Here is a 26427-nt window from a genome sequence, read left to right as displayed (position 1 = left end):
CATGGAGTAGATGTCCGTGACCACGCGCTGGTTTCGTCGAGGTGACCACATGGTCATGCTCGGCGCGTCTGCTGGCGCGTTCTTGCTGCTCGCCCTGAGCACCCTCACGTCCTGGCCGGTCGGCCCGGGTGGCCTGGGCAGCCCGGCCACGACCGCGGTGAACCCGGTCATGGCCGCTCAGGCGGGCGACTGCCTGAACTGGACGAAGAAGGACCTGTCGGACGTCGAGAAGGTCGACTGCGCCGCCCAGCACCTGTTCGAGGTGACCGGTGTGGCGGACATCTCCGCCGCTCACGGCCCGGAGGCGCCGTTCCCGGACGACGCGCAGTGGCAGCAGATCAGCCAGGAGCGGTGCGCTCAGACGTCGCTGGACTACCTCGGCGGCAAGTTCGACCCGTTCGGCAAGTACACCGTCGGGCCGCTCAACCCGGGCGAGCGGCTGTGGGGCGAGGGGCAGCGGACGCTGCGCTGCGGCCTCCAGGTGGCCGGACCGGCGGGCGGGCTGCTGCCCGCCTACGGCACCGCGCGGACCCAGGACCAGTCCGACGTCTACGACCCGGGCGTGTGCCTGGGCATCACCGAGACCAAGTCGGTGGCCGACCCGGTGGACTGCGCGAAGCCGCACACGTTCGAGATCACCGGCGTGGTGACGATGCCGCCCGGCGAGTTCCCGTCGCCCGAGCAGCAGGACCAGCTCATGGTCGGCGAGTGCACCCGGATCACCACCGAGTACACCGGTGGCGCCGACCTGAAGGCCCGCGGGCTCCTCGTCTCCTGGGACACCAGGGTGGCGGAGAGCTGGGCCGCGGGCTCGCGGCTGGCCAACTGCAAGGTCGGCGCGCAGCCGGTCGACAACATCCTGGTCGCGTGGGAAGGCAGCGTGCGCAACCCGAACGCGCCGCCGCTGACCACGGCCAACCCGCCCCAGACGACCGCCGTGCAGCAGGACGAGCCGACCGGCGCGCCCCTGCACTCCCAGTCCAACTCCAGCTCCGCCGCACCGCCCTCGTCGGGCTCCAAGCCCCCGAAGTCCGACGAGACGACAGCCACGACCACGACCACGACGTCGAGGTGACGACATGCCGGTGGAGATGACCCGTCAACGGTTCGAGGAGCTGGTCGGTGAGGCCCTCGACCTCATCCCGCCGGAGTTCGCGGCGGCGATGAACAACGTGGTGGTCCTGGTCGAGGACCGGAACCCGCAGGTGCCGAGCCTGCTGGGGCTGTACCAGGGCATCGCGCTGACCAGGCGGACCACCGACTACGGCGGCGTCCTGCCGGACCGCATCTCGATCTACCGCGAGGCGATCCTGGACATCTGCCGCACCGAGGACGACGTGGTGGAAGAGGTCGTCGTGACCGTGGTGCACGAGGTGGCGCACCACTTCGGCATCGACGACGCCAAGCTGCACGACCTGGGCTGGGGCTAGCTTTTACCCGCACCGCCGACAGCCCTCGGCCTACGCCGCCGCTAGCCCTCGACCACGTCCACACCGGTCCACGACGTGCAGCGCCAGCCGTCGGCCGCACGTTCCAGCACCACCCGGCCGGTGTTGGGCAGCAAACCGGCCTCGGCCAGCGCCGGACCCACGTTCCGGGCCAGCGCCAGCGCCGCCATCCGCAGCGACCCGCCGTGGCTGACCAGCACGACCGTCTCGCCGTCCCGGTGCCCGGCGGTGACCTTCTCCACCGCGGCCAGGTAGCGGTCGAGCACCTGGCGACCGCTCTCGCCGCCGGGCAGCGGCACGTCGAGGTCGCCCTCGGCCCACTGCTTCACGGTGGCGATGAAGATCTCGAACGCCTCGCGGTCGTGCCGCCCTTCGAGGTCGCCGCAGAAGATCTCCTGCACGCCCGGCACGACCTCGACCTCCAGGCCGTGCGCCGCCGCCACGGGCGCCGCGGTCTGCTGCGCGCGCACCGCCGTGCTGGCGTAGACGGCCCGCACCGGCTCGGCGGCCAACGACCCGGCCAGCGCGGCCGCCTGCGCCACCCCGGCGTCGGTCAGCGGCGGACCGGGTGGCAGCGAGTCCAGCGCCATCTTCACGTTCGAGGCCGTCTCGCCGTGTCTGACCAGGATCAACCTCATGCGCCGTGCCCCCTCCGGACCGCTTCGACCCACTCGACCGCCGCCACGAACGCCTCGTTGCCCGCCACCGCGCCGCCCGGCTCGGCCTTCGGGTACGAGCCCAGGAACCGGGTCCGCGGGCAGTGCCGGTGCAGCGCGGCCAGCGCGTCGCCCACCCGCGCCTCGGCCACGTGGCCGTCGAGGTCGATGTAGAACCGGTACTCGCCGAGCCTGCCCTTGGTGGGCCGCGACTCGATGCGGGTCAGGTTGATGCCGCGCAGCGCCAGCTCGGTCATCAGCTCCGACAGCGCGCCGACCCGGTCGGACACCGTGCAGACGATGGACGTGCGGTCGTGGCCGGTCGGCTCGGGCAGCGCGCCCGGCGGGCGCAGGAGCAGGAACCGGGTCTTGGCGTCCCGCACGTCGGCCACGTCGGTGGCCAGCACCTCCAGCGGGTAGTGCCGCACGGCCACCGGCGCGCTCACGGCCGCGTCGAACCCGCCTTCGAGCACGGCGCGCGCGGCGGCGGCGGTGGACGTCGTGGCGACGACGTCGGCCTCCGGCAGGTGCTCGGCCAGCCAGTGCCGGACCTGCGCCAGCGCGTGCGGGTGGCTGGCGACGGTGCGCACGGGCGCGCCGCCGGGCCGCACCAGCACGCTGAAGCGCACCGGCAGCACCGCCTCGGCGACCGCGACCAGCGGTTCGCCCTCGGTCAGCGCGTCCATCGTCGCGGGCACGGCGCCCTCGACGGAGTTCTCCACCGGCACGCACGCCGACTGGGTTTCTCCCCGACGGGTGGCGGCCAGGGCGGCGGGCACCGTGTCGAACGGCACCAGCTCCTGCTGCGGAGAGGCGAAGCCGCGTGCGGCCTGCTCGGTGAACGTTCCCTGCGGTCCGAAGTAGGCGAGCACGGCCGCAACGATACGAGCACCACGGCCGGTGACGGCGTTGAGGCGAGGATCACCCGTGCGGCGGGTGCCCGCCCCCGTTCCGCAGCAACGGGTTCTCCTGGAATGCTGGGTGGTGTGTCCGCCGCCGATACGGAGGGTGAGATCAACGCTCCGGTAGCAGTTCCCCGTCTGGTGTTGTGCGCCGTCGACGAACCGCTGGCCCGCGCCTGGCTCGCGGTGGCCGACGGCCGGACCGGCGTCGAGGTGCACCGGGGCTCGGTGCTCGACATCGTCGCCGAGGCCGTGGTGAGCCCCGCCAACTCGTCCGGCTGGATGCGCGGTGGCATCGACGCGGTGTACGCGCGGGCGTTCCCGCTGGTGGAGGGGAACGTGCGCAGTGCCGTGCTCGGGTTGCACGGCGGTGAGCTGCCCGTGGGCGAGGCGCTGGTCGTGCCGACCGGCGAGCCGGAGCCCGAGTGGCTGATCAGCGCGCCGACCATGCGGCAGCCCGGTGAGCTGCTGCCCGGCGACACCGTGCACCCGTACCTGGCCGCGCGGGCCGTGCTGCGGCTGTGGCTGGGCGGGCGGCTGGACGACGGCCGGCCGTTGCGCGAGGTCGTCCGCACGATCGCGATGCCCGGTCTCGGCACGGGCGTCGGCGGTGTCGCACCTGCCACGTGCGCCCGCCAGGTCGCCGCCGCGTGGGACGAGGTGTTCAGCCCGCTGCCCAGCAGGTGACGCCGGCTGGGCTCGACTCCGACTGCGCGCCACGCCGCTGGACACGACCTCCGGCTGTGCACAACCTGTGGACAGCCCGGCTGGGGCCTGTGGACAACTAGCGCGGTGCGACCCAACGCTCCAGGTCGAGTTCGTCGGTCATGGGGATGCCGTAGTCGCCGACGCTGGGGATCTCCGGCTTGAGCCGGCGTGCCTCGCGCACCGCGTCGGGGCGCAGCGCGGTGAGCCGGAAGCCGCGCCGCTGGTAGAAGCGCAGGGCGTCGAGGTTGTCGTTGGTCGTGGTGAGCCGGACCCGGGAGCAGCCGAGCTGGCGGGCGCGGTGCACGGCGGCGTCGACCAGCGAGCTGCCGACACCTCTGCCTCTTCGCAGGGCGTCGATGGTGACGATCTCCAGGTGGCCGTCGTGGGTGGCGTAGGTGAGCAGCCCGACGACCTGGTCCTGCTGCTCCACCACGAACCCGGGCAGGCTCGCGGGGAAGAACACCTGGCCGTGGGCGACCGCGGTGTGCGCGCCCCACAGCTCCAGCACCAGCCTGCCGACGACGATCCGGTCGGCTTCCTCGATCACGCGTACGAGCATTCCTGCACTGTCTTGGCGGCCGGGCGCGGTGGGTACCGGCATTCGACCTATGGTTGGTTCGTGCCGGTGCGAGTGTTGCTCGTAGACGACCACGAGGTGGTGCGCAGGGGGCTGCGCGAACTCCTGGAGGACGAGGACGACATCTCGGTGGTGGCCGAGGCGGGCGGGGTCGGCGAGGCCCTGGTCCGGGCCGGCGCCACGCGGCCCGACGTGGCCGTGGTGGACGTGCGGTTGCCCGACGGCGGCGGGGTCGAGCTGTGCCGGCGGTTGCGCGCGCTGCCGGACGGGCCGAGGTGCCTGGTGCTGACCGCGTTCGACGACGAGGAGGCGCTGGTCGGCGCGATCATGGCGGGCGCGTCCGGGTACCTGCTCAAGCAGGTGCGCGGACAGGACCTGGTGACCGCGGTGCGCGAGGTGGCGGCCGGCCGTTCACTGCTGGACCCGCAGACCACGGCCCGCGTGCTGGACCGCATGCGCCGGCCGGTCGAGGTGGACGTGCTGGACGCGTTGACCGAGCAGGAACGGCGGGTGCTCGACCTGATCGGCGAGGGCCTGTCCAACCGGCAGATCGCCGAACGGCTGTTCCTGGCGGAGAAGACGGTGAAGAACTACGTCACCGCCGTGCTGTCGAAGCTCGGCATGGAACGCCGCACGCAAGCGGCGGCCTGGGTGGCCCGCCGGTCGCGCTAGTGCCGTACTGACCCGAAGCGAATCCGGCAATGCGCAACGCTTCGACTTCGTCACCCACTGTCACCCGTTCGTGCGCGTGGACGGGGGCGAGTACCAGGTGACGATCACCGGTTTCTCGCGCGACGGTTTCACGGTGCCCGAGTTCCGCAGTCCCGAAGGCGAGAGCAACTCCGCCGACATCGTCACCAAGTTCGAGCCGAGGAATCCCAAGGGCAGCTGAACCGCGCTCCCGGGAGCGCCCGACGGCGCGTCAACCGCTCAGCGGCACGTGCCAGGTGATCGTCGTGCCGGTGCGCGGCGACGAGGTGAGCTCACACCCGCCACCGGCGGCGAGGGCGCGTTCCTCCAGGTGCCGCAACCCGCGCTTGGCCACACCGCGCGGGATGCCGCAGCCGTCGTCGGTGACCTCCAGGTCCAGCCGGTCGGGCGTGCGGCGCAGCGCGATGCCCACGTGCCGGGCGCCCGAGTGCCGCACCACGTTCGACAACGCCTCCCGCAGCGCCGCGCGGGCGTGGTCGGCCAGCTCCGCGGGCACGTCCGCGACGTCGCCCTCGACCCGCACCTCCGGCTCGAACCCGAGCAGCTCGCCCGCCGTGCGCGCCTCCGCCAGCACCGAACCCCTGAGGTCGACGTCGGCGGGCTTGCCCGGGTCGGCGCTGCGCAGCGCGCGCACGGTGGCGCGGACCTCGGCCATGGTCTGGTCGAGCTGGTCGACCGCGTCGGCGAGCCGCCGAGCTTCCCGCCCCTCCAGCTTGAGCCGCCGGTCGAGCAGGTCGAGCTGCACGCCCGTCGCGTACAGCCGCTGGATGATCACGTCGTGCAGGTCGCGTGCGATGCGCTCGCGCTCCTGGTAGACCGCCACCCGCTGGCGCGCCGTCGACCCCTCGGCCAGCACGACCGCCAGACCGGCCTGCGCGGCGAACGCGGCCAGCACCTCGACGGTGTCCGGGCTGAACGGCCGCGCGCCCTTGCGCCGGTAGACGGCGAGCGCGCCGATCTTGCGCTCCTTGGTGCCGAACGGCGCCACGGCGAACGGCCCGTACCCCCGCAGCGCCTTGGGCACGAACGGCGCGGTGCGCGGGTCGGTGGTGAAGTCGTCGGCGACCACGGGCACGCCGGTCCGCGCCGCCCGTGCCGCCGACGACCGGCTGGACAGCACCACGCCGACCGGGTCGTCGTCGCCGGAGGACGCCTCGACGGTCAACGTGCCGTCCTCGGCGGTGACCATGGCCAGCCCGAGGTCCGCCTCGGCGAGCTCGACGGCGCTGCGCACCACGAGCGGCAGGACGGCGTCCGGGTCGTCACCGGCCAGGGCGGCCGAGGTGATCTCGGTCGAGGCGGCGAGCACGCGGGCTGGGTCCACGGTGGTCAACGGTAGGCCTTGGCCCGCATCCGCCCCTCGGCGACGTGCAGCACCAGGTCGGCGCGATCGGCCTCCTCCGGCCGGTGGGTGATGTGGATCACGGTCTTGTCCCGCAGCACGTCGTCCAGCCGCGCCAGCAACGCGGCCGCGGTCGGCTCGTCGAGGTGGGCGGTCGGCTCGTCCAGCAGCACGAGGTCGGCGTCGTGGAGCAGCGCGCGGGCCAACGCCACCCGCTGCGCCTCGCCGCCGGACAGCAGCGTGGGTCCGATCACGGTGTCGAGGTCGAGCCGGACGCCCGCGACGTCCAGTGCCCACAGCAGCCGCTCGTCGTCCGCTCGGGGGTCGCCCAGCCGGAGGTTCTCGCGGACCGTGGTCGACACCAGCATCGGCTCCTGCGGGCACCACGCCACCCGCTCCGGCCGCCAGACCAACCCGCGCTCCGGCTCCAGGAACCCCAGCAGCAACGCGAACAGGCTCGACTTGCCGGCGCCCGAAGGCCCGACCACGGCCACCTTGGCGCCCGCGGGCAGGTCGACGCACACCCGTTCCAGCACCGGCTCCGCGCTGCCCGGCCACCGCACGGTCACGCCTTCGAGCCCGACCGCCCCACCGACCGGGCCACCACCTGGGCCACCTCCCTGGCCGCGCTCGACCCGGGCCGGTTCCCGGCTCGGCGACCGCTCCACGATCCGGCCGTACGACTCGCGCAACGCGGCACGGTGCTGCGCGGTCGCGGGCAGGGCGCTCAACGCCTCCGCCAACGCCAGCGGCACCAGTCCCAGCACCGGCACCAGCAGCGGGTCGACGCCACCGGCCAGGCCGATGCACACCGCCGCGGCCAACCCGGTCGTCAGGTGCACGATCGCGATCGCCGCACCGGCCCCCGAAGCCTGCCGACGGGCCTGCCGCGCCAGTTCGGCGTCCCGGCGGGCCAACTCGGCGCGCACCTCGCGGTCCGCCCCGAACGCGATCAGGTCCGGCGCGGCCGTGAGCAGCGTCAACACCTGCTCCGACACCTGCCGCCGACCCCGGGCGAGCACCGCCGTGGCACGACGTTCGGTGAGCACCGCGACCACCGGCGCCACCGTGCCGCCGACCACCAGCGCCACCGCCAGGGCCAGCCCCGCCACCGGCTGGATCAACGCGAACAGCACCACCGCCGCCGCCGACACCCCCACCGCCACCAGCGGCGGCTGGAGCACGCGGGGCACCAGGTCGCGAACCGCGTCCACGTCGTCCACCAGTCGGGTGAGCTCGGCCTGGCCGGGCCGCAGGCTCCGCCACAGCCGGACCCTCAACGACTCGGCGTGCCGGAACGCGGCGTCGTGCGTCACCAACCGCTCCAGGTACCGCAGCACCCCCTTGGCCAGCGCGAACGTCCGCACGCCCACCACCAGCACGGACAGCGTCAGGATGGGCGGCTGGGTCGCGGCCTTCGCGATCAGGTACGCCGCCAGCGCCGTCAACGCGACACCGCTCAACGAGGCCGCCGTGCCCAGCAACGCGCCCGCCAGCAGCCGCCGCGTGGGTCGGGGCGACCGGGGCACGGCCGACCGGTCGGCCGCACGCTCGACCTCACGGGCCCGCGCGACCTCCGCGGCGGGCGAGCCGACCAACCGGTGCGTGGCGAGGACGACCGCCGCACCCCCGGCGGCGGCCGCGTGCACCGCGGTCATGACCTTGGCCGCCGTCGCCGGGTCGAGGTGCGCGGTGGGCTCGTCCAGCAGCAGCACCGTCGCGCCGTCCCGGACCCGGGTCAGCGCCCGCGCGACCGCGACCCGCTGCCGCTCACCGGTCGACAGCTCCGCGATCGGCCGCCCGACCAGGTGATCCGCCGCCACCGACGCCAGCACCGCGTGGTCGACCCGGCCGGTGGTCAGCTCCAGCTCGTCGGCCACCGTCCGCCCGGCGAACGCGGGCCGCTGCGGCACCCAGGCGATCGCCGACCGGTCGACCGCCACCGACCCGCCATCGGCCCGCACGAACCCCAGCAGCACCTCGAAGAGCGTCGACTTGCCCGAACCGCTGGGCCCGTCCAACCGGTGGACCTCGCCGGGCCGCACCCGCAGGCTCACCCCGTCCGGCGCGAACCGCCCCCGTCGCCGCACCCGGAGCCCACGGACCTCCACGCCCTCGACCGGCTCGGCCGCAACCGCCGTCCCCGGGTCGGGGGTCGGGATCTCCGCCACCCGCCGCACGGCCTCCACACCGTCCTCCGACGCGTGGTGCGCCGCGCCGGCCGCCCGCAACGGCAGGTAGCACTCCGGCGCGAGGATCAACACCACCAGCCCCGTGACCAGCGCCATCTCCCCCGACACCAACCGGAGGCCGATCCCCACCGCGATCAACGCCACCGACAGCGACGCCACGATCTCCAGCACCAACGCCGACAGGAACGCCACCCGCAACGTCCCCATCGTCGCCCGCCGGTACCGCTCGCCCAGCTCCCGCACCGCCGATGCCTGAGCCGCCGCACGCCCGAACGCGGTCAGCACCGGCAGGGCCCGCACCAGCTCCGCCAGCCGACCCGACAACCGCTCCAGCGCCGACGCCGCCGCGGCCACCCGGGCCGAGGTGAACCGCCCGATCAGGATCGCGAACACCGGGATCAGCGGCAGCGTCACCGCGATCAGCACCGCCGACGTGGGATCGGTCCACAAGATCCACGCACCCACCGCCACCGGCACCACGGCGGTCGTCACCAGGGCCGGCAGGTAGCGGGTGAAGTACGCGTCCAGCGCGTCCAGGCCCTTGGTCGCGACGACCGCCAGCGACGCCGGGCCCCGGGCCACGATCCACGACGGACCCAGCCCCAGCGCCCGGTCCAACACCGCCGCCCGCAGCTCCTCCTTCGCGCCCGCCGCCGCCCGCGCCGCGACCGACTCGGTCACCCACGCCAACCCGGCCCGCACCACGACCGCGCCCGCCAGCACCCACAGCGACCCGCCGGTCACCAGGGCCGACGCCAACGCCACGGCCTGCCACACCAACGCGCCGGCGGTCAGCGCCGCCAGCACCGCACACAGGGCCAACGCCCGGCGCGCCGAACGCGAGAGCGCGGGCAGCGCGCCGAGCGGGCCCTTCCCCGGCTTCTTGGCGGAAGGGGCTCCGGGGAAGCTCATGGTGCATGCCCAGCAGGATTGGACACAGCAGGAACGGACACGGCCGGGATGTGCCGGGTGCCGATCCGCTTGCGGAACACCCAGTACGTCCACCCCTGGTAGACGAGCACGGCGGGGGTACCGAACGCGGCCACCCAGGTCATCACGGTCAGCGTGTAGGGGCTCGACGCCGCGCCCGCCACCGTCAGCGACCACGCCGGGTCCAGGGTGGACGGCAGCACGTCCGGGTACAGCGCGCCGAACAGCGCGGCCACCGTCGCGGCCACCACCACGCCCATCAACGCGAACGCCTGCCCCTCGCGCCGCAGCACCAGTCGCCCGTAGGCACCGAGCGCGGCCACCGCGACCGCGATCGACGCGCCCCACGTCCACACCGACCCGAACCGCAGCTGCACGATCAGCAGCAGCACCAGCAACGGCAGCAGGGCGAACGGCGCGACCCGCAGCGCCAGCGACCGCGCCCGTTCCCGCACCTCGCCCTCGGTCTTCAGGGCCAGGAACACCGCGCCGTGCACGAACGCGTACCCGGCCACGGCCACCGCGCCGAGCAGCGTCTCCGGCCTGATCGAGGCGAACGCCGAGCCGACCCGGTCGCCCGCCGCGTCCAGCGGCATGCCGAACACGGTCACCGACAGCAGGAGGCCGACGCTGAGCGCGGCCGTCCACGACCCGGTGACGATCACCCGGTCCCACACCCGCCGCCACCGCGCCGAGTCGACCTTGCCCCGGTACTCGAACGCCACCCCGCGCCCGATCAGGGCCAGCAGGAACACCGTCAGCGGCAGGTAGGTCGAGCTGAGCAGCGCCGCGTACCAGGCCGGGAACGCGGCGAACGTGGCGCCGACCGCCACCAGCAACCACACCTCGTTGCCGTCCCACACCGGTCCGATGGTGTTGATCAGCACCCGCCGCTCGCGCTCCGACCGCCCGAGGACGGGCAGCAGCATGCCGACGCCGAAGTCGAACCCCTCCAGGAACAGGTAGCCCAGCCACAGCAGGGCGATCACGCAGAACCAGAGCGTCTCCACGGCTCCCCCTCTCAGTAGGCGAACGACAGGACGTCGTCGTCGGTCTTGTGCCCGTCGTCGGACTTGTGCCCGTCGGACTTGTGCTCGTCATCGGGCTTTCGAGCCGGCAGTACGCCCGCGACCCCCGCGCGGACGTACCGCCGGATCAGGAACACCTCGACGCCCGCCAGCACCCCGTAGACCAGCGTCAAGGCGACCAACGACGTCAACACCTCCCCCGGTGTCGACGACGACACGGCACGCGCGGTGAACATCCACACCCCGTCCACCCCGCTCGGGTTCGGCACCACCACGAACGGCTGCCGACCCATCTCGGTGAAGATCCAGCCGAAGCTGTTGGCCAGGAACGGCGTCGCGATGCCGCCCAGCGCCAGCCACGCGAACCAGCGCCCGCGCGGCACCCGACCGCCGCGCGTCAACCACAGGACCAGCAACCCGACCCCGACCGCGATGGCGCCGAACCCGATCATCAGCCGGAAGCCCCAGTACGTGACCGGCAGGTTCGGCACGTAGTCGATCGGCCGGCCCGACAGCTCGCCCAGCTTCGGGTCGACCGGGTAGTTCGCGCCGTACTTCTCCTGGTACATCGGCACCAGGTCCTCGATGCCCTTGACCTCGGTGGTGAAGTCGTTGTGCGCCAGGAACGACAGCAGCGCGGGCACCGTGATGCTCTTGACGTTCTCGCAGTCGGGCCGCGACACGTCGCCCAGCGCGAACACCGAGAACGCCGCGGGCGACTCGGTGTGGCACAGCGCCTCGGCCGCCGCCATCTTCATCGGCTGCTGCTCGAACATCAGCTTGCCCTGCGCGTCGCCGCTGATCGCGAGCCCGGTGAACGCCACCACGCCCACCCACGCGCCGAGCTTCACCGAGGCGCGCCACACCGGCTCGTCGTCGGTGCGCCGCCACAGGTGCCACCCGGCGACGCCGGCCAGGAACGTCGCCGCGACGGCGAAGGCGCCGAAGATCGTGTGCGGGAACGCGGCCAGCACGGTGTTGTTGCCCAGCACCGCCCAGATCGAGGTCAGGTGCGGACGCCCGTCGACCAGCTCCACGCCCACGGGGTGCTGCATCCACGAGTTCGCGGCCAGGATGAAGTACGCCGACGCCATCGTGGCCAGCGAGAACGCCCACACGCAGGCCAGGTGGGCCTTCTTCGGCAGCCGGTCCCAGCCGAAGATCCACAGCCCGAGGAACGTCGACTCGACGAAGAACGCGACCAGGCCCTCCATGGCCAGCGGCGCGCCGAACACGTCGCCGACGAAGCGCGAGTAGGCGCTCCACGTCATGCCGAACTGGAACTCCTGCACGATGCCGGTGACCACGCCCATGGCGAAGTTGATCAGCAGCAGCTTGCCCCAGAACTTCGTCATCGCCAGGTACTTGCGGTCACCCGTGCGCACCCACGCCGTCTGCATCCCGGCCACCAGCAGGGAGAGCCCGATGGTCAGCGGCACCATCAGGAAGTGGTAGACGGTGGTGATGCCGAACTGCCACCGCGCCAGGTCTAGGACGTCCACGGGTCGAACGTAGATCCGGAGCAGGGGCGTCGCTCAGGTACGAGGGTCCCCTGCCGACCGGGACCAAGGTCCCGGTGTGCGCCGTCACGTCCGCCGGGAGCGGGCGCGCCGGGTACTATGTGGACGCCAGAGGGGAGTAGTTCCCCCGGGTCACCACGACCGGGGCGAGAGGATCGACATACTGATCCGCCTTGCGCGGATCCGGTCCCTCACCCGATCCGCACGCGGAACGGGCGAACGAGACCTCCGGCCGGGCAGCGCACCACGCCCGGTCGGGGTCGTGCTGCCTCCGTCCGGGTTCATTCGGACGACGGAGGTTCCCGTGGCACCTGAACTCATCGCCCTCGCGACGGCTTTCGCGATCGTCTTCCTGGCCGAGCTGCCGGACAAGACCATGGTCGCCACCCTCGTGCTCACCACCAGGTACCGGGCGTGGCCGGTGTTCGCGGGTGTCACGGCGGCGTTCGCGATCCAGTGCGTGGTGGCCGCGACCTTCGGCGGCGTGCTCACCCTGCTGCCCGACCGGGTGGTCGCCGCCGTGGTCGCGGTGCTGTTCGGCATCGGCTCGTTCTTGCTGCTCAAGGAAGGTTTCTCGGACGACGGCGACGGCGCCGACACCGCCGCGAACGGCCCTGGTCAGGTGACGTTCCTGCGTGCGGCGCTGACGTCGTTCGGCGTCCTGTTCGCCGCCGAGTGGGGTGACGCCTCCCAACTGGCGACCGCCGCCCTGTCCGCCCGCTACGCCAGCCCCGTGTTCGTGGGCCTGGGCGCGTTCCTGGCGCTGGCCACCGTCGCTGCCATCGCGGTGCTGGTGGGCCGCCGGATCGCCACCCGCATCCCGACCCACCTGATCCAGCGGGTGAGCGGCTTCGTGTTCGCCGCGTTCGCCCTGTTCGCCCTGTGGCAGGCGGTTACGGGTTGACCGAGGACGCGGTGCAAACCCTCCACACCACCTCCGCGCCTTCGGCCTCAGACCAACCCGTCGAGCTCCACCGTCACCGGGAACGGCACCGAAGTGGTGAACTCACCGACGACGTCACCGGCGTCCTGATATCCGAACTCACCCGCGAGGTGGCAGTCCACCAGCGAGATCGGCGTCGTCAGGTCGACGATCCAGTAGTGGGGAATACCGGCGTCCGCGTATTCCCCGCGCTTGATCACCCGGTCCATGCGCTTCGAGCCCGGCGAGACGATCTCGATCACAACCAGCACGTCCGACGCCCTCGGCATCCCGCCTTCCTTGATCGCGTCACGGGGGACGACGACCAGGTCAGGCCGCCGGGAGAAGCCCGGGTCACCGCGGGGCGCGAGTTCCAGGTCGACATCCCCGTCCTGGATCGCGACCAGATCGGCGGGCAACTGGTCACGCAGTCGGACGAACAGCTCACCCGAAGCCATCATGTGGCGCGGACCCGGACTCGGCGACATCAGGATGCGACCCTCTTGCAGCTCGGAGTAGCCGAACTCGGTTTCGCCGAGTTCGGCGTATTCGGCGACCGTGAACAAGTGGAGCCCATCGGCCGAATCCTCGGGCAGAGCGGTCACTTGGTTCTCCTTCGTCCCCGCCGAGTCTGGCAGGCGGGAAGTGTGCGTCGACGCACGTATTCGCGCGAAATGTCAGCGCAGCGCGTCAGCGACCTCCTGAGCCGCCCTCACGACCTGGGGGCCCACCACGTCACCGTCCAGCTTCTCCAGGGCCACCACGCCCACGCTGGCCCGCAATCCGGGCACGCCGCGCACCGGCGCCGCCACCCCGAACGCACCCGGCTGCAACTCACCCGTCGAGTGCACCCACTGCCGCCCCTCCGGCGACAGCCCGATGGCCTTGCCCGCCGCACCCCTGTGCACGGGGTGGCGCGACCCGACCCGGTACGCCACGTGGTACGCCGTCCACGAGGGCTCCACCACGGCCACCGCCTGCGCCTCGCTCCCGTCCGCCACGGTCAGGTGCGAGGTCGCGCCCACGGCCTCGGCCAACGTCCGCAGCGCCGGCTGCGCGGCCAGCCGCAACTGCGGCAGCACGTTCGACGCCAGCCGCAGCACGCCCAGCCCGAGCCGCACCTTCGACCCCTCGCGCCGCACCAGCCCGCGTGACTGCAACGGCACCAGCAGCCGGTACACCGCGGCCCGCGACGCGCCGATGGCCGCCGCCAGCTCGCTGATCGACGGCGCCTCCGACTCGGCGTCGGCCACCGCCTGGAGCAGGGCCAGGCCCCGCTCCAGGGTCAGCGAGCTCTCCTTCGACGCGGGCGCGGGCAACCGGCCGCGCGGATCGGGTCTGACCACGCTCTACCTCTCGTCGGCGGGCGCGACCGTGCCGACCACCTCGGCCAGCCCGACGACCGAACCACCCTCACCCGGAGCCGTCGCGGTGATCCGCACCGTGTCGCCGTCCTCCAGGAACGTCCGCTCGCCGTCGTCGAGCACCACCGGCTCCTCCCCGCCCCAGCTCAGCTCCAGGAAGGAACCGCGCTCGTCGCGGGCCGGGCCGGACACGGTGCCCGACGCGATCAGGTCGCCCGGCCGAACGGTAGCGCCGTTCACCGACAGGTGCGCGAGTTGTTGCGCGAACGTCCACGACATCTCGCGGAACGGCGGCCTGGACACCACGGTGCCGTTCCACTCGACCACCAGGTCGATGTCCAGGCCCCACGACCGGTCCTCGACCAGGTACGGCAGCACGTCGTGGCCCAACGGCGGCGGCGTCACCCTGGCCACCGCGAACGCCTCCAGCGGCGTGATCCAGGCCGCGACCGACGTGGCGAACGACTTGCCCAGGAACGGGCCGAGCGGCTGGTACTCCCAGGCCTGGATGTCGCGCGCGGACCAGTCGTTGACCAGCGCCACGCCGAACACGTGCTCGACCGCCCGCGACGGCGTCAGCCGCGACGTGACCGGCCCGCCGCACACGAACCCCACCTCGGCCTCGATGTCCAGCCGACCGGTCGGCCCGAACACCGGACCGGCGGACGACCGCCGCTGGCCGTGCGGCCGGACGACCGGCGTGCCGGACACGACGACCGTCCCGGCCCGGCCGTGGTAGCCGATCGGCAGGTGCGTCCAGTTCGGCGGCAGCGCCTCACCGTCGGGCCGGAAGATGCGGCCGACGTTCTCCGCGTGGTGCCGCGAAGAGTAGAAGTCCACGTAGTCGGCCACGGTGAACGGCAGCACCGCGCCGTCCAACCCGACCAGCTCCGCCCCGCGCGGCGCGGACGTGGCCGAGACGATCTCGACCAGCCGCGCCCGCAGCTCGCTCCACGCCGGCCGCCCGGCCGCCAGCAGGGCGTCCAGGGAACCCCCGGCCACCAACGGCTCCAGCCGCTCGCCCAGGGCCAGCCCGCGCAGCGGCAACGCCCGGTCGCCCACCCGCACCGCGACACCGCCGGCCACGACGCCGTAGGGCAGCGTCTGCGGCCCGAACGGCGCGTCGGCGGTGAAGGCGGGATCCTCGATCCAGCTCACAGCAGACCCAGCTCCTCCAGGTCGGCGATCGGCTCGTCCAGCGAGCACGAGCCGTAGGAGGCGAACACGCCGCGGACGGCGTGCGCGGCCTGGTCGGAGAGGCCGGCGGCCTCCTCGCCGAGCGCGACCGCGTCCGTGCTGGACAACGCCTCGCGCACGTCGCCGCCGGACAGCGAACGCGCGGTGGCGACGAGGAGGTTGAGGAACCCGTGGTGGGTGAACCCGGTCGCGTCGTCGGTGCGCCGCACGGCGTGGTGCAGGCCCGCGGTCGCCTTGAAGGCCACGCCGCCGCTGCTGACCACGGACAGGAAGTCGGCGACCTCGTCGACGCTGGGGAAGTTCTCCTTGCTGACCCCGCCGCACCGCAGCTTGGGCCAGCTGCCGTGCTCGATGACGCGGCGCACGCCGTCCAGCCACTCGGCGCCGCCCCGGCGGGGCTCGACCACCCGGATCACGTCCTCGGGCACGAACTCCGAGACGCGTTCCAGCCACACCTCGTCCACATCGGACGGGGCCGGCATCTCGACCATCCGCAGCGCCAGGAGCTCGCTGCGGGATTCGACGATCGACACGGCCTTGGGCACACCTCCCAGACCCGTGTCGATGACCAGCGAGAGGGCCACCGGCTTGACCGGCTTGACCTTGATCAGCTCGGTGATGAGCTCGGCGAGGCGCGACGCGGGACACAGGAAGAGACCGACCGCACCGGCCCATTCCCCGGCGCGTGCGTCGAGGTGGCCGCGGACCGCGTCGGGCATGGCTGCGTTGCCCGGCGGGAACAGTGCGGCGTCGTCGACAAGCCGCGCGAGCAGGGGCGGAGTGCCGCGTGGACCGGGCGCACGGAGTTCGAAGGCGCTTGACACGGCTGACACGCTAGTGGCGTACCGGTCAATGAACAAAGATGTCCGACTATCGAACGCCCGGAGTGAACCATGGCGTACTACCGCCAGGTGGGTGAGATCCCCCGAAAGCGCCACACGCAGTTCCGCACACCGGAGGGCGGGCTGTACGCGGAAGAGCTCATGGGGGTCGAGGGCTTCTCAGCCGATTCGGCGCTGCTCTACCACCGCCACCTGCCGACCGCGATCGTCGACGCGGTCACCGTCGAGGAGGCGCGCGGCGCGTTGGCGCCGAACCTCCCGCTCAAGCCGCGGCACTTCAGGACACCGGCGCTGACCTGGGGTTCCGAGGTGGACGCGGTCACCGGTCGCCGCACCCTGTTCGGCAACTCCGACGTGGTCATCGCGTTCGTGACCGCGACCGCGCCCAGCCCGCTGTACCGCAACGCGGCCGGCGACGAACTGCTCTACGTGCAGTCCGGCGAGGGCGTCGTGGAGACGATCTACGGGGCGCTGCCGGTCGGCGAGGGCGACTACGTGGTGCTGCCGACGTCGTGCACCTACCGCGTGGTGCCCGCCGAGCCGATGAACCTCCTCGTGCTCGAAGCGACCGGCCACATCGGACCGCCGAAGCGGTACCTGTCGGCCAAGGGCCAGTTCCTGGAGCACTCGCCGTTCTGCGAGCGCGACGTCCGCGGGCCGGCGGAGCCGCTGCTGGTGGACGGCGAGGACGTGGACGTGCTCGTGCGACACCGCGCCGGGCTCACCCGGTTCACCTACGCCAACCACCCGTTCGACGTGGTCGGCTGGGACGGCTGCCTGTACCCGTGGGTGTTCAACATCCGCGACTTCGAGCCCATCACGGGCCGCGTGCACCAGCCGCCGCCCGTCCACCAGACCTTCGAGGGTCCGAACTTCGTGGTGTGCTCGTTCGTGCCGCGCAAGGTCGACTACCACCCGTTGTCGATCCCGGTGCCCTACAACCACGCCAACGTGGACTCCGACGAGCTGCTGTTCTACGTCGGCGGCGACTACGAGGCGCGCAAGGGCTCGGGCATCGGCCTCGGCTCGCTGTCGCTGCACCCGTCGGGCTGCACGCACGGGCCGCAGCCCGGCGCGGTCGAGGCGTCGCTGGGCGTGGACCGCTTCGACGAGACCGCGGTCATGGTAGACACCTTCCGGCCGCTGGACCTGGGCGAGGCGGCGCTGGCGTCGGAGGACCCGCGGTACGCCTGGTCCTGGGCACGTCGGGGTCCCGACCTGGATTGATCGAATTTTGTCGGTGGGTGGCTCTAACGTCTGCCGGCATGGACGCACGAGCGCTTCTGGAGCAGGCCCCGGACGGCCAGGTGGCGAGCAGCGCCACCCGGCTGGCGGGGTCCTCCGGCTGGCACGGGACGGGTCGCAGCGACACGGCCCTGTGGGGCCTGTGCAAGGGCAGCGGCAAGAACCCCTACCAGGTGTGCGTCGACCTGGGTGACCGGGCGACGAAGTGCTCGTGCCCGTCGCGCAAGTTCCCGTGCAAGCACGCGTTGGCGTTGCAGCTGCGCGACGCGCGGGAACCGCTGGCCGCCGCGGAGACGCCCGACTGGGTGGCCGAGTGGCTGACCCGGCGCAACCGCGCCGCCGCCGCTCCGGTGGCCGCGGACGACTCGCCGGAGGCGGTGCGGCGGCGGGCCAAGGCCAAGGAGAAGACGGCCTCGGCCAGGGAGAGCGCGGTGCGCGCGGGCGTGGCGGGGCTGACCGACTGGCTGGCCGACGTGGCGGGCGCGGGCCTGGCGGGGCTGCCCGCGCGGGACGCGGCGTGGTGGCACTCGATCGAGGCCCGGATGGTCGACGCGCAGGCCAAGGGCCTGGCGTCGGCGGTGGACGAGGTGCGCGGCATCGTCGCGGCGGGCGGGCCCCGGTGGGCGCACGACGCGGCGGACCGGTTGGGCGGGTTGCACCTGCTGGCGCGGTTGTCCTCGGCGCCCGATGCGGTGGTGCGCCGTCGGCTCGGCTTCTCCGTGGCCGAGGAGGAGGTGCGCAGCGGTCCGGGCTGGTCGGACCAGTGGGCGCCGTTGCTGAAGCTGGAGTCCGACGACGGCCTGGTGCGGACCGTGCGGCAGTGGGCGTGGGGGCGTGCGCACGGGTGGGTGGTGGCGGTGCGGCACGCCGGGGGCGGCGCCCGTCCCGCGCCGCCGTTGACGCACGGGGTGCAGGTGCAGGGGGTGCTGCACCCGTACCCCGGCGTGCCGCCGCACCGGGTGGCGGTGGGTGAGCTGCTGGTGGAGCGGCCGGCGGAGCCGGTGCCCGCGCCGGAGTCGTGGCGGGCGGCGCTGGCCGGGTTGGAGGAGCACCTGAGGGCCGACCCGTGGCAGCGCCTGCACCCGTTGGGGTGTGCGTCGGTGCGGGTCACCGAGGACGCGCTGCGGTTGGTCGACGGGACGGGGCGCGGGGTGCGGGTGCGGGGTGACCTGGCGCTGGACCAGGCGTTGGCCCTGACGGGCGGCGAGCCGTTCGACGCGTGGGGTTTGTGGAACGGCGGCGAACTGCGCCTGGGCGCGGTGGCCACGCCGGGCGGAGCACCGGAGGTCGTGGGATGATCAGGCCGCAGCAGGGGCTTCCACGACACGATCGGGTGATCATCGCCCGAAAATGTACGGAAACACCGTTACCACCCCTCGGTTGCATACGAGGAACCGCGACCGGCCAACCCGCCCCACCCAGCACCACGGGTCACCGGGCCGCCCAATCGGCCCGACCCGGCACCACGGGGAGCCGAACCGGCCGACCCGCATCACCTGGCGCCACGGGTGGCCAGGCCGACCGACCCGCCCCACCCGGCACCACGGGTGGCCGAACCTGTCGACCCGCTTCCCCCACCGCCACGGGTGGTCGGCCATGACCCTCCAGGCCGACTGGGACGAAGCCGTCCAGGCCGCGTTGGTGGGCGCCCACCGGTCGGGCACCACGCCGACCGCGCTGCTGGACCGCCTCGCCGCGCTGGGCGTCGCCGCGCACGGCGCGCAGCTACCGCCGACCGTCGACACCCCGCCGCTGCCCGCCGCGCCGCCGTCCGACGACGTGCGCGCGCACCCCGCCGCGAGGTCCGTGCTGGTCCAGATCCTGGCCCTGGACGACCAGGTGCTGCTCACGGAGTGGTGCGGCATGGCCAGGACCGCGGGCGTCGTCGCCGGCCACCGCGAGCTGCCCGCGTTGCTGGGCCTGGGCACCGCCCACCCCGGCCTGCGCCCGGCCGTGTCCGCCGTCCTCGGCGCCCGCGGCCGGTGGCTGGCAGGCATCCGCCCCGGCTGGGCCTGGGCGGTCGCCGGCGCGACGACGCCGGAAGTCGACCTCGACCAGGTCCTCGACCTGCCCGGCCAGTCGCGCCTGGCCGCGCTGCGCCGCGCGCGCAACGAGGACCCGGCGAAGACGCGCGATTTCCTGGCCGCCCAGTTCGACCTCCAACGGCGCGCCACCGACCGCCAGGTGCTGGTCAGCGCGCTGGAGGCGAGCCTGGGCCCGGACGACGAACCGCTGCTCGAACGCGCGTTGGACGACCGCGCGATCGGCGTGCACGACGAGGCGTTGCGCCTGCTGCGCACCCTGCCCGCGTCCGACCTGGCCGAACGCGCCGCCGAACGCTTGCACCGCGGCCTGTGGCTCACCGCCGACGGCTTCGACGTGCAGACCGACGAGCTGTGGGCCGAGCTCGCACCCGAGCCGGACGAGGCCCGCGACCTGATGAAGGACGGTTCCGAGGCCGGTGTCGCGGGCCGGCTCCGGGGCGCGGCGGCCAGCGTGCCGCCGCAGCACTGGACCAACCGGCTGAACACCGACGACCAGGGCGCCGCCGCCGAGCTCGCCCGCGGCCCGTGGGCGAGTTCGCTGCTGCGCGGCGTGGCGCAGAATCTGAAGCTCGCCGACGACGCCCGGCCGTGGGCGGTCGCGGCGACCCGGTCGCTGACCGGCATGGAACAGCTGGAGATGCTCGGCGGGCTGCCCGCCGACCTGGCCGCGCGCACCGTGGTCGAGGTGTCGCGGCAGTGGAACTACGACCTGCTCGACCACGCCTGCTCGCAGTTGCCGGCGCCGTGGAGCGCGCGGGCCACCGCGGACCTGCTCGACCGCTACGCCGGCATGCGCGATCCGAGGTGGCGCGCCGGCCGACCGCCCGCGGTGCTGCTGGCCAGGGGCGATGCCGAGGTGCTCGGCGCGAACTGGGCGCGCATCACCGAGCGCTGGCCCGAGCACACCGTCGAACTCGACGTCCTGCGCCTGCGCATGCAGCTGCGCGAGGCGTTCAACCACCGGGAGGAAAGCCAGTGACCACCGAATCCGTGCTGCGGCCCGCCGCGGAACAGCAGTACGCCGCCGAGCTCGCGGCCCTGGCCGCGGCGGACGACCGCCCGCGCCCGCCGCGGTGGCGGATGTCGCCGCAGGCGGTGGTCACCTACGTGCTCGGCGGCAGGCTCGCGGACGGCACCGTGATCACGCCGAAGTACGTCGGCGACCGGCGGCTGGTGGAGGTCGCCGTCGGCACGCTGGTCACCGACCGGGCGTTGCTGCTGGTCGGCGTGCCGGGCACGGCGAAGTCGTGGCTGTCGGAGCACATCGCGGCGGCCGTGAGCGGCAACTCGACGCTGGTCGTGCAGGGCACCGCGGGCACCGGCGAGGACCAGGTCCGCTACGGCTGGAACTACGCCCGGCTCATCGCCGAGGGGCCGTCGGAGGCGGCGGTGGTGGCGAGCCCGGTGATGACCGGGATGCGCGAGGGGGCGGTGGTCCGGATCGAGGAGCTGACCCGGATGCCCGCCGAGGTGCAGGACTCGTTCATCACGATCCTGTCCGAGAAGACGCTGCCGATCCCGGAACTGGGCATCCAGGTGCAGGCCGTGCCCGGGTTCACCGTGATCGCCACCGCGAACGACCGCGACCGCGGCGTGAACCAGATGTCGTCCGCGCTGGCCCGCCGCTTCAACACCGTCGTGCTGCCGCCGCCCGCGACCGAGGACGACGAGGTGGAGATCGTCTCGGCCCGTGCCGCGCAGCTCGGCCGTGCGTTGCAGCTGCCGGCCGAGCCGCCCGCGCTGGAGGAGGTGCGCCGGGTGGTGCGGATCTTCCGGGAGCTGCGCAACGGGTCCACTGTGGACGGTCGTACGCAGCTGAAGAAGCCCAGCGGCAGCCTGTCCACCGCCGAGGCGATCTCGGTGGTGACCAGCGGCATGGCGTTGGCCGGGCACTTCGGCGACGGCACGATCACCGCCGACGAGCTGGCGTCCGGCCTGCTCGGCGCGGTGGTGAAGGACCGCGTGTCGGACACCGCGGCGTGGCAGGAGTACCTGGAAGCGGTGGTGAAGGAGCGTGCGGAGTGGCGCGACCTGTACCGGGCGTGCCAGGACATGGTGGGCTGATGACGCGGGAACAGCAGCCCTTGCCCGAGCGGGTGACGCTGCTCGGGATCCGGCACCACGGTCCGGGTTCGGCGCGCATGGTCGCGGCGGCGCTGGAGGCCGTGCGGCCGGAGGTGGTGCTGATCGAGGGTCCGCCGGAGGGTGACGCGCTGCTGCGGCACGTGCCCGACCTGACGCCGCCGGTGGCGTTGCTGCTGCACGACGAGGCGGAGCCGGCGCGGGCCGCGTTCTGGCCGTTCGCCGAGTTCTCGCCGGAGTGGCGGGCGATGACGTGGGCGCACGCCAACGGCGTTCCGGTGCGCTTCTTCGACCTCCCCGCCGCCGCGTCCTTGGACGACACGCCGACCGACCCGACCGACTCACCGGAGTCGCCCGGGTCTCCCGAGCCGGAGTCGGCCGAGTCGCCGAAAGCCTCGATCGACCCCCTGGGCACGCTCGCCGAGGCGGCCGGTTTCGACGACCCGGAACGCTGGTGGGAGGACGTGGTCGAGCACCACACCGACCCGCGGGACCTGGCCGAGGCGGTCGCGGAGGCGATGGGCGCGTTGCGCGAGGAGTTCGCCGACCAGGTGGACGCCCGCACGTTGCGCCGGGAAGCCGCGATGCGGCAGAACGTGCGGCAGGCGTTGAAGGACGTCGAGGGCCCGATCGCGGTGGTGGCCGGCGCCTGGCACGTGCCCGCGCTGCGCACCCTGCCTCCCGCATCGGTCGACGCCGCCGCGCTGAAAGGCCTGCCGCGCAAGAAGATCTCGGGCACGTGGGTGCCGTGGAGCCACGGCAAGCTGTCCGCGTCGTCCGGGTACGGCGCGGGTGTCGACTCGCCCGGCTGGTACGCGCACCTGTGGGAGTGCGCCGAGCGCGGCGACGCCGTGCCGCGCTGGTTCGCCAAGGTGTGCGCGGTGCTGCGGGCGGAGGACTTGCCCGCGTCGACGGCGAGCGCGGTGGAGGCGGTGCGGCTGGCGGACGCGTTGGCCGCGATGCGGGGCCGGCCGTCGCCCGGTCTGGCGGAGGTGATGGAGGCCTCGCTGGCGGTGTTGTGCGGCGGCGACGCGACCCCGCTCCGGCTGGTGCACGAGGCGTTGGTCGTCGGCGAGCGGTTGGGCGCGGTCGGCGACGACGTCCCGACCTCGCCGTTGGCCGCGGACCTGGCCCGCCTGCAACGCCGGCTGCGCCTGCAACCCGGCACCGCCGTCAAGCCGATCCGCCTGGACCTGCGCAAGGACACCGATCGGGAACGCTCGAAGTTGTTGCGGCGCTTGGAAGTCCTGGACGTCCCGTGGGGCACGCCGGACACGACCCGCACGTTGGGCACGTTCGCCGAGGCGTGGCAGCTGCACTGGCAGCCGGAGTTCGCGGTGGCGCTGGCCGTGGCCGCCCGGCACGGCACCACCGTCGAGGCCGCCGCCCGGACCGTGCTGATCGCCCGGGCCTCGGCGGCCACCCGCGTGGTCGACGCCGCGGAGGCCTTGAGCCGGTCGGTGGGGTGCGAGATCCCGGAGGCCGTCGCCGCGTCCCGCCAGGCGCTGGACCGCTGCGCGGCGGCCGCGACCGACGCCCTGGAACTCCTGGCCGCCCTCCCGGACCTCGCGACCACCGTGCGCTACGGCTCGGTGCGCGGCACGGACCCGGAACTGCTGCGCGTCGCCCTGCACGGGTTGTTGGCGCGCGGCGCCGTCGGCCTGCCGATCGCGTGCCGGGGCGTGGACGAGGACACGGCGGAACGCGCGGTCAAGGCGGTCGAGGGCGCGGACGACGCGGTCCGCCTGGCCGCCGACGACGAGCACCGCGACACGTGGCAGCGGGCGCTGAAATCCCTGGTCGCCATGCCGGACGCGCACGGCCTGCCGACGGGCCGCGCCACGCGCCTGCTGTGGGAAACGGGTGCCCTGGACTCCGACGAGGTCGCCGCCCGCCTGCACCGCGCGGTCTCGCTGGCCGCCGGCGCGACGGCGTTCGTGGCGGGCTTCCTGCGCGGGTCGGCCGCGCTGCTCACCGCGGACCCGCGTCTGTTCGGCGTGGTGGACGAGTGGCTGACGGGCCTGTCGGGTGCCGATTTCGCCGCCGCGCTACCCCTGCTGCGCCGCGCGGTGGGCGAGTTCAGCCCGGCGGAGCGCCGGATGCTCGGCGACCGGGTCCGGGGCACGGCGGCGGGCGGGGCGGTGACGGCGAGCGATTGGGACGAGGAGCTCGCGGCGCGCCTGGCCGGTCACGTGCGCGACCTCCTGGGTGCCGGCGCATGACGGGCGGCGAGCGGCGCTTGGCGGCGGGACTGGTCGGGCGAACGGGTCGGGTCGGGCGAACGGGTCGGGTCGGGCGGCGGGGGTGTGGACGTGGGGGTGGTTGTCGGCGGCCTCATGGTTTCCAACCGAGGACCGGTAACGGTGTTTCCGTACATATTCGGGCGATGATCACCCGATTGTGTGACACAGGGCCTGGGTGGCCGGGATGGGTGGGGTGTGCTCGTGACGCACGATATCGCGGTTGAGCGGCAACGGCGATGGCGGCTGTTGTTGGGTGGTGCGGCCGGGGATCTCGGTGCTCTCGGTGACGACGACCAGCGGCGGGACGCGGCGTTGACCGGGTTGTACGGCGGCGGTGACCCCGTGGACGCCGGCGGTAAGCGCAGTGCCGGGCTGGGTGGGTCGTCGCCGGTGTTGCACCGGTGGTTGGGCGATGTCCGCACGTACTTCCCGAGTTCGGTCGTCCAGGTCATGCAGAAGGACGCGGTCGAGCGGTTGGGGCTGCGCCAACTGCTGCTGGAACCCGAACTGCTGTCGAGCGTGGAACCAGACGTGAGCCTGGTCGGCACCTTGGTCTCGTTGTCGCGCGCGATCCCGGAGCGCACCCGTGAGACCGCGCGCGCCGTGGTGCGCAAGGTCGTGGAGGACATCGAGCGCAAGCTGGCCGACCGCCTCCTGGCCGCCGTGCACGGCGCGATCGACCGGTCCCGCCGCACGAGCCGGCCACGTCTGTCCGATGTGGACTGGAACCGCACGATCCGGAAGAACCTGCGCCACTACCAACCCGACCACGGCACGGTGGTCGTGCAGGACCTGGTCGGCAACAGCCGGCGCAGCCGCCAGGCCTCGCTGCGGGACGTGATCCTGCTGGTCGACCAGTCCGGCTCGATGGCCGAGTCGGTCGTGTACTCCGCCGTGCTGGGCGCGTCGTTGGCCTCGTTGAAGGCGGTCGACACGAAGCTGGTCGTGTTCGACACCGAGGTGGTGGACCTGACCGAGCAGCTGAAGGACCCGGTGGACCTGCTGTTCTCCACCCAGCTGGGTGGCGGCACGGACATCAACCGCGCGGTCGCCTACGGCCAGTCACTGGTGCGCCGCCCGACGGACACGGTGATGGTGCTGATCAGCGACCTGTACGAGGGTGGTGTCGCGCGCGAGTTGCAGCGCCGGGTGCGGGAGCTGGTGCAGAGCGGGGTGACGGTCGTGGTGCTGCTCGCGCTGTCCGACAGCGGCACGCCCGCCTACGACCACGAGCTGGCGGCGAAGCTGTCGGAGCTGGGCGCGCCCGCGTTCGCCTGCACCCCGGACCGGTTCCCGGACCTGCTGGCCACGGCGTTGCGGCGGGAGGACGTCGCCGCCTGGGCCGAGCAGAGCGGCATCCCGGTCGGCCGGTAGCCCGCCGCCGGCCGTATCAGCCCACGTCAGCCCGTCGAACGGACAGGCGACCTCACCGGATGACCACCCGTCCGAGGGTCATGAACGGCGCGCCGCGGGTCAGCACCACCGTCCGGCCGCGCGGGTCGGGCCCGGCCAGCCACACCCGCCCGCCGCGCCGGATGTTCTCGCGCACCCGTTCGGGGACCTCGGCCAGCCGCAGGAACGTGCGGTCGGAGTCCGCCGTCTCCAGGTACGCCTGCCGGCCCACGCGCGTGCGTCCCGGCACGAAGTTCACCGCCACGGGGTGCCGGGGGTAGGTGGCGAGCAGCCGCCGCAGCGCGCGGCGGGAGAAGAAGTGCCGCAGCCCGGGCACGGCGAGTTCCACGCACAGCGGCGTGAGCAGGAAGACCCAGCGCGAGCCGAGCCACTCCGACACGACCCACAGCGTCAGCAACGCGAGCAGTGCCAGCCCGACGAACCCGACCGCGCGGCGATCCGCGCTGGTCAGGCACTTGTCAACCCAAGTTTCGCCCACCACTGCTCCCAGCAAACCAGAGTTCCGCCTACTGGGTAACCGAATAGATGATCAGCAAACTCAGCTGCGCACGATCTTCGCGGGGAAGAGCTTCGGCACGCCGCGGAACGTCACCACGGTGTTACCCGCCCGGTCCGGCGTGACGACCCACGCCCGCCGGTGCCGGTTGATCCGCCCGCGGGCGAGGGGTCCGGCGCTGACGTCCAGCACCAACGGCCGGTCGCCGTGCACGACGAGCAGCCCGGCACGCCAGTGGACGCGCACGTAGACCCACCCGTGGTCGCCCAGCACCCTGGTGAACGGCTGCCGCCGGGTCAGCCCGAGCCCGAGGACCAGCACGGAGAACAGCAGCAGCACGAGCGGCAGGGCGGACGACACGGCGAACACGAAGATCAGCGCGAGTTGCAGCACGAACGCGAGCGCGCCGACCAGCACCCAGCCGAACGCGCGCCGACCGGCGATCTCCATGCAGTACCGGGTCCACCGGTCATCGAGAGCCGCTCCTCGGGTGGACGGCTTGTTCGGCACGACCACGAGCCACCTCCGCCAGGCGAGCCAAGGTTACGACGGACGCGGGTTGCG

25 protein-coding genes are annotated in these 26427 nt (G+C 73.3%); 12 read left to right on the top strand and 13 right to left on the bottom strand.

Going from position 1 to position 26427, the window contains the following annotated elements:
• Positions 1 to 10: 10 nt before the first annotated feature.
• Positions 11 to 1075 (top strand): septum formation family protein, encoded by a 1065-nt coding sequence (locus ACYVLT_RS31735; RefSeq protein ID WP_461123822.1) that lies wholly within the window; start codon positions 11 to 13, stop codon positions 1073 to 1075.
• A 4-nt stretch (positions 1076 to 1079) separates the two neighbouring features.
• On the top strand, positions 1080 to 1430 hold the full coding sequence (locus ACYVLT_RS31730) for a metallopeptidase family protein (protein ID WP_461123821.1): 351 nt from the start codon (positions 1080 to 1082) through the stop codon (positions 1428 to 1430).
• Positions 1431 to 1471: 41 nt separating this feature from the next.
• On the opposite strand, the gene ACYVLT_RS31725 is transcribed toward ACYVLT_RS31730, so the two are convergent.
• A complete protein-coding gene (locus ACYVLT_RS31725) occupies positions 1472 to 2086 on the bottom strand; it encodes a histidine phosphatase family protein (RefSeq protein ID WP_461123820.1) in 615 nt (204 codons plus the stop codon).
• Positions 2083 to 2976, bottom strand: coding sequence for a prephenate dehydratase (gene pheA, locus ACYVLT_RS31720; protein ID WP_461123819.1), 894 nt, complete (start codon positions 2974 to 2976; stop codon positions 2083 to 2085). Before pheA ends, ACYVLT_RS31725 begins: the two co-directional genes overlap by 4 nt.
• A 102-nt stretch (positions 2977 to 3078) precedes the next feature.
• On the opposite strand from pheA, the gene ACYVLT_RS31715 reads away from it, so the two are divergent.
• Positions 3079 to 3693 carry a macro domain-containing protein gene (locus ACYVLT_RS31715; RefSeq protein ID WP_461123818.1) on the top strand — a complete coding sequence of 205 codons (615 nt, stop codon included), beginning with the start codon at positions 3079 to 3081 and terminating at the stop codon, positions 3691 to 3693.
• A gap of 97 nt (positions 3694 to 3790) precedes the next feature.
• Here ACYVLT_RS31715 and ACYVLT_RS31710 read toward each other — a convergent pair whose 3' ends face one another.
• Positions 3791 to 4273, bottom strand: a complete 483-nt coding sequence (locus ACYVLT_RS31710; protein ID WP_360448270.1) for a GNAT family N-acetyltransferase — start codon at positions 4271 to 4273, stop codon at positions 3791 to 3793.
• 60 nt (positions 4274 to 4333) lie between these two features.
• Between ACYVLT_RS31710 and ACYVLT_RS31705 the strand changes: the two genes are divergently transcribed.
• Entirely contained in the window at positions 4334 to 4963 is a 630-nt protein-coding gene (locus ACYVLT_RS31705) for a response regulator transcription factor (protein WP_360448273.1), read from the top strand.
• A gap of 70 nt (positions 4964 to 5033) precedes the next feature.
• Entirely contained in the window at positions 5034 to 5183 is a 150-nt protein-coding gene (locus ACYVLT_RS31700; RefSeq protein WP_461123817.1) for a hypothetical protein, read from the top strand.
• Positions 5184 to 5213: 30 nt separating this feature from the next.
• Here ACYVLT_RS31700 and ACYVLT_RS31695 read toward each other — a convergent pair whose 3' ends face one another.
• The 4 genes from ACYVLT_RS31695 to ACYVLT_RS31680 are packed head-to-tail and all read right to left on the bottom strand — an operon-like array spanning position 5214 to position 11996.
• Positions 5214 to 6335, bottom strand: coding sequence for a GAF domain-containing sensor histidine kinase (locus ACYVLT_RS31695; RefSeq protein ID WP_461123816.1), 1122 nt, complete (start codon positions 6333 to 6335; stop codon positions 5214 to 5216).
• Complete coding sequence (gene cydD / locus ACYVLT_RS31690) at positions 6332 to 9448, bottom strand: thiol reductant ABC exporter subunit CydD (protein WP_461123815.1); 3117 nt, start codon at positions 9446 to 9448, stop codon at positions 6332 to 6334. The genes ACYVLT_RS31695 and cydD overlap by 4 nt, the downstream gene beginning before the upstream one ends.
• Positions 9445 to 10476, bottom strand: a complete 1032-nt coding sequence (gene cydB, locus ACYVLT_RS31685; RefSeq protein ID WP_461123814.1) for a cytochrome d ubiquinol oxidase subunit II — start codon at positions 10474 to 10476, stop codon at positions 9445 to 9447. The genes cydD and cydB overlap by 4 nt, the downstream gene beginning before the upstream one ends.
• A gap of 11 nt (positions 10477 to 10487) precedes the next feature.
• On the bottom strand, positions 10488 to 11996 hold the full coding sequence (locus ACYVLT_RS31680; protein WP_461123813.1) for a cytochrome ubiquinol oxidase subunit I: 1509 nt from the start codon (positions 11994 to 11996) through the stop codon (positions 10488 to 10490).
• Positions 11997 to 12318: 322 nt separating this feature from the next.
• Between ACYVLT_RS31680 and ACYVLT_RS31675 the strand changes: the two genes are divergently transcribed.
• Positions 12319 to 12918 (top strand): TMEM165/GDT1 family protein, encoded by a 600-nt coding sequence (locus ACYVLT_RS31675; protein WP_461123812.1) that lies wholly within the window; start codon positions 12319 to 12321, stop codon positions 12916 to 12918.
• A gap of 47 nt (positions 12919 to 12965) precedes the next feature.
• Here ACYVLT_RS31675 and ACYVLT_RS31670 read toward each other — a convergent pair whose 3' ends face one another.
• From ACYVLT_RS31670 to ACYVLT_RS31655, 4 genes are all read right to left on the bottom strand, one after another.
• Positions 12966 to 13541 (bottom strand): Uma2 family endonuclease, encoded by a 576-nt coding sequence (locus ACYVLT_RS31670; protein ID WP_461123811.1) that lies wholly within the window; start codon positions 13539 to 13541, stop codon positions 12966 to 12968.
• Between the two features lie 72 nt (positions 13542 to 13613).
• Entirely contained in the window at positions 13614 to 14282 is a 669-nt protein-coding gene (locus tag ACYVLT_RS31665) for an IclR family transcriptional regulator (RefSeq protein WP_053714875.1), read from the bottom strand.
• A gap of 3 nt (positions 14283 to 14285) precedes the next feature.
• Positions 14286 to 15458 (bottom strand): fumarylacetoacetate hydrolase family protein, encoded by a 1173-nt coding sequence (locus ACYVLT_RS31660; protein WP_461123810.1) that lies wholly within the window; start codon positions 15456 to 15458, stop codon positions 14286 to 14288.
• Complete coding sequence (locus ACYVLT_RS31655; RefSeq protein ID WP_461123809.1) at positions 15455 to 16321, bottom strand: hypothetical protein; 867 nt, start codon at positions 16319 to 16321, stop codon at positions 15455 to 15457. Before ACYVLT_RS31655 ends, ACYVLT_RS31660 begins: the two co-directional genes overlap by 4 nt.
• 69 nt (positions 16322 to 16390) lie before the next feature.
• On the opposite strand from ACYVLT_RS31655, the gene ACYVLT_RS31650 reads away from it, so the two are divergent.
• The 6 genes from ACYVLT_RS31650 (at position 16391) to ACYVLT_RS31625 (ending at position 25328) form a co-directional block, all read left to right on the top strand.
• Positions 16391 to 17566 (top strand): homogentisate 1,2-dioxygenase, encoded by a 1176-nt coding sequence (locus tag ACYVLT_RS31650; RefSeq protein WP_461123808.1) that lies wholly within the window; start codon positions 16391 to 16393, stop codon positions 17564 to 17566.
• Between the two features lie 38 nt (positions 17567 to 17604).
• Positions 17605 to 18882: an SWIM zinc finger family protein gene (locus ACYVLT_RS31645; protein WP_461123807.1), complete on the top strand. Its 1278-nt coding sequence runs from the start codon at positions 17605 to 17607 to the stop codon at positions 18880 to 18882.
• Between the two features lie 298 nt (positions 18883 to 19180).
• Complete coding sequence (locus tag ACYVLT_RS31640) at positions 19181 to 20608, top strand: DUF5691 domain-containing protein (protein ID WP_461123806.1); 1428 nt, start codon at positions 19181 to 19183, stop codon at positions 20606 to 20608.
• Entirely contained in the window at positions 20605 to 21693 is a 1089-nt protein-coding gene (locus tag ACYVLT_RS31635) for an ATP-binding protein (protein ID WP_461123805.1), read from the top strand. Before ACYVLT_RS31640 ends, ACYVLT_RS31635 begins: the two co-directional genes overlap by 4 nt.
• Complete coding sequence (locus ACYVLT_RS31630) at positions 21693 to 23933, top strand: DUF5682 family protein (protein ID WP_461123804.1); 2241 nt, start codon at positions 21693 to 21695, stop codon at positions 23931 to 23933. Before ACYVLT_RS31635 ends, ACYVLT_RS31630 begins: the two co-directional genes overlap by 1 nt.
• 222 nt (positions 23934 to 24155) lie before the next feature.
• Positions 24156 to 25328: a VWA domain-containing protein gene (locus ACYVLT_RS31625; protein WP_461123803.1), complete on the top strand. Its 1173-nt coding sequence runs from the start codon at positions 24156 to 24158 to the stop codon at positions 25326 to 25328.
• Between the two features lie 52 nt (positions 25329 to 25380).
• On the opposite strand, the gene ACYVLT_RS31620 is transcribed toward ACYVLT_RS31625, so the two are convergent.
• Both ACYVLT_RS31620 and ACYVLT_RS31615 read right to left on the bottom strand, forming a co-directional pair.
• Positions 25381 to 25845 (bottom strand): hypothetical protein, encoded by a 465-nt coding sequence (locus ACYVLT_RS31620; protein ID WP_461123802.1) that lies wholly within the window; start codon positions 25843 to 25845, stop codon positions 25381 to 25383.
• Between the two features lie 60 nt (positions 25846 to 25905).
• Positions 25906 to 26379, bottom strand: a complete 474-nt coding sequence (locus ACYVLT_RS31615; protein WP_461123801.1) for a hypothetical protein — start codon at positions 26377 to 26379, stop codon at positions 25906 to 25908.
• Between the last annotated feature and the right edge of the window lie 48 nt (positions 26380 to 26427).

The organism is Saccharothrix stipae, assembly GCF_054781895.1.
The sequence above is the reverse complement of the archived record's forward strand: the minus strand, read 5'-3'. Positions and strand labels throughout refer to the sequence as shown.

What these genes read in the sequence shown, in the direction of transcription:
- ACYVLT_RS31735 (WP_461123822.1), top strand. Translation starts at nt 11, where the DNA reads ATGTCCGTGACCACGCGCTGGTTTCGTCGAGGTGACCACATGGTCATG.
- ACYVLT_RS31730 (WP_461123821.1), top strand. Translation starts at nt 1,080, where the DNA reads ATGCCGGTGGAGATGACCCGTCAACGGTTCGAGGAGCTGGTCGGTGAG.
- ACYVLT_RS31725 (WP_461123820.1), bottom strand. Translation starts at nt 2,086, where the DNA reads ATGAGGTTGATCCTGGTCAGACACGGCGAGACGGCCTCGAACGTGAAG.
- ACYVLT_RS31715 (WP_461123818.1), top strand. Translation starts at nt 3,079, where the DNA reads ATGCTGGGTGGTGTGTCCGCCGCCGATACGGAGGGTGAGATCAACGCT.
- ACYVLT_RS31710 (WP_360448270.1), bottom strand. Translation starts at nt 4,273, where the DNA reads ATGCTCGTACGCGTGATCGAGGAAGCCGACCGGATCGTCGTCGGCAGG.
- cydD (WP_461123815.1), bottom strand. Translation starts at nt 9,448, where the DNA reads ATGAGCTTCCCCGGAGCCCCTTCCGCCAAGAAGCCGGGGAAGGGCCCG.
- ACYVLT_RS31650 (WP_461123808.1), top strand. Translation starts at nt 16,391, where the DNA reads ATGGCGTACTACCGCCAGGTGGGTGAGATCCCCCGAAAGCGCCACACG.
- ACYVLT_RS31645 (WP_461123807.1), top strand. Translation starts at nt 17,605, where the DNA reads ATGGACGCACGAGCGCTTCTGGAGCAGGCCCCGGACGGCCAGGTGGCG.
- ACYVLT_RS31640 (WP_461123806.1), top strand. Translation starts at nt 19,181, where the DNA reads ATGACCCTCCAGGCCGACTGGGACGAAGCCGTCCAGGCCGCGTTGGTG.
- ACYVLT_RS31630 (WP_461123804.1), top strand. Translation starts at nt 21,693, where the DNA reads ATGACGCGGGAACAGCAGCCCTTGCCCGAGCGGGTGACGCTGCTCGGG.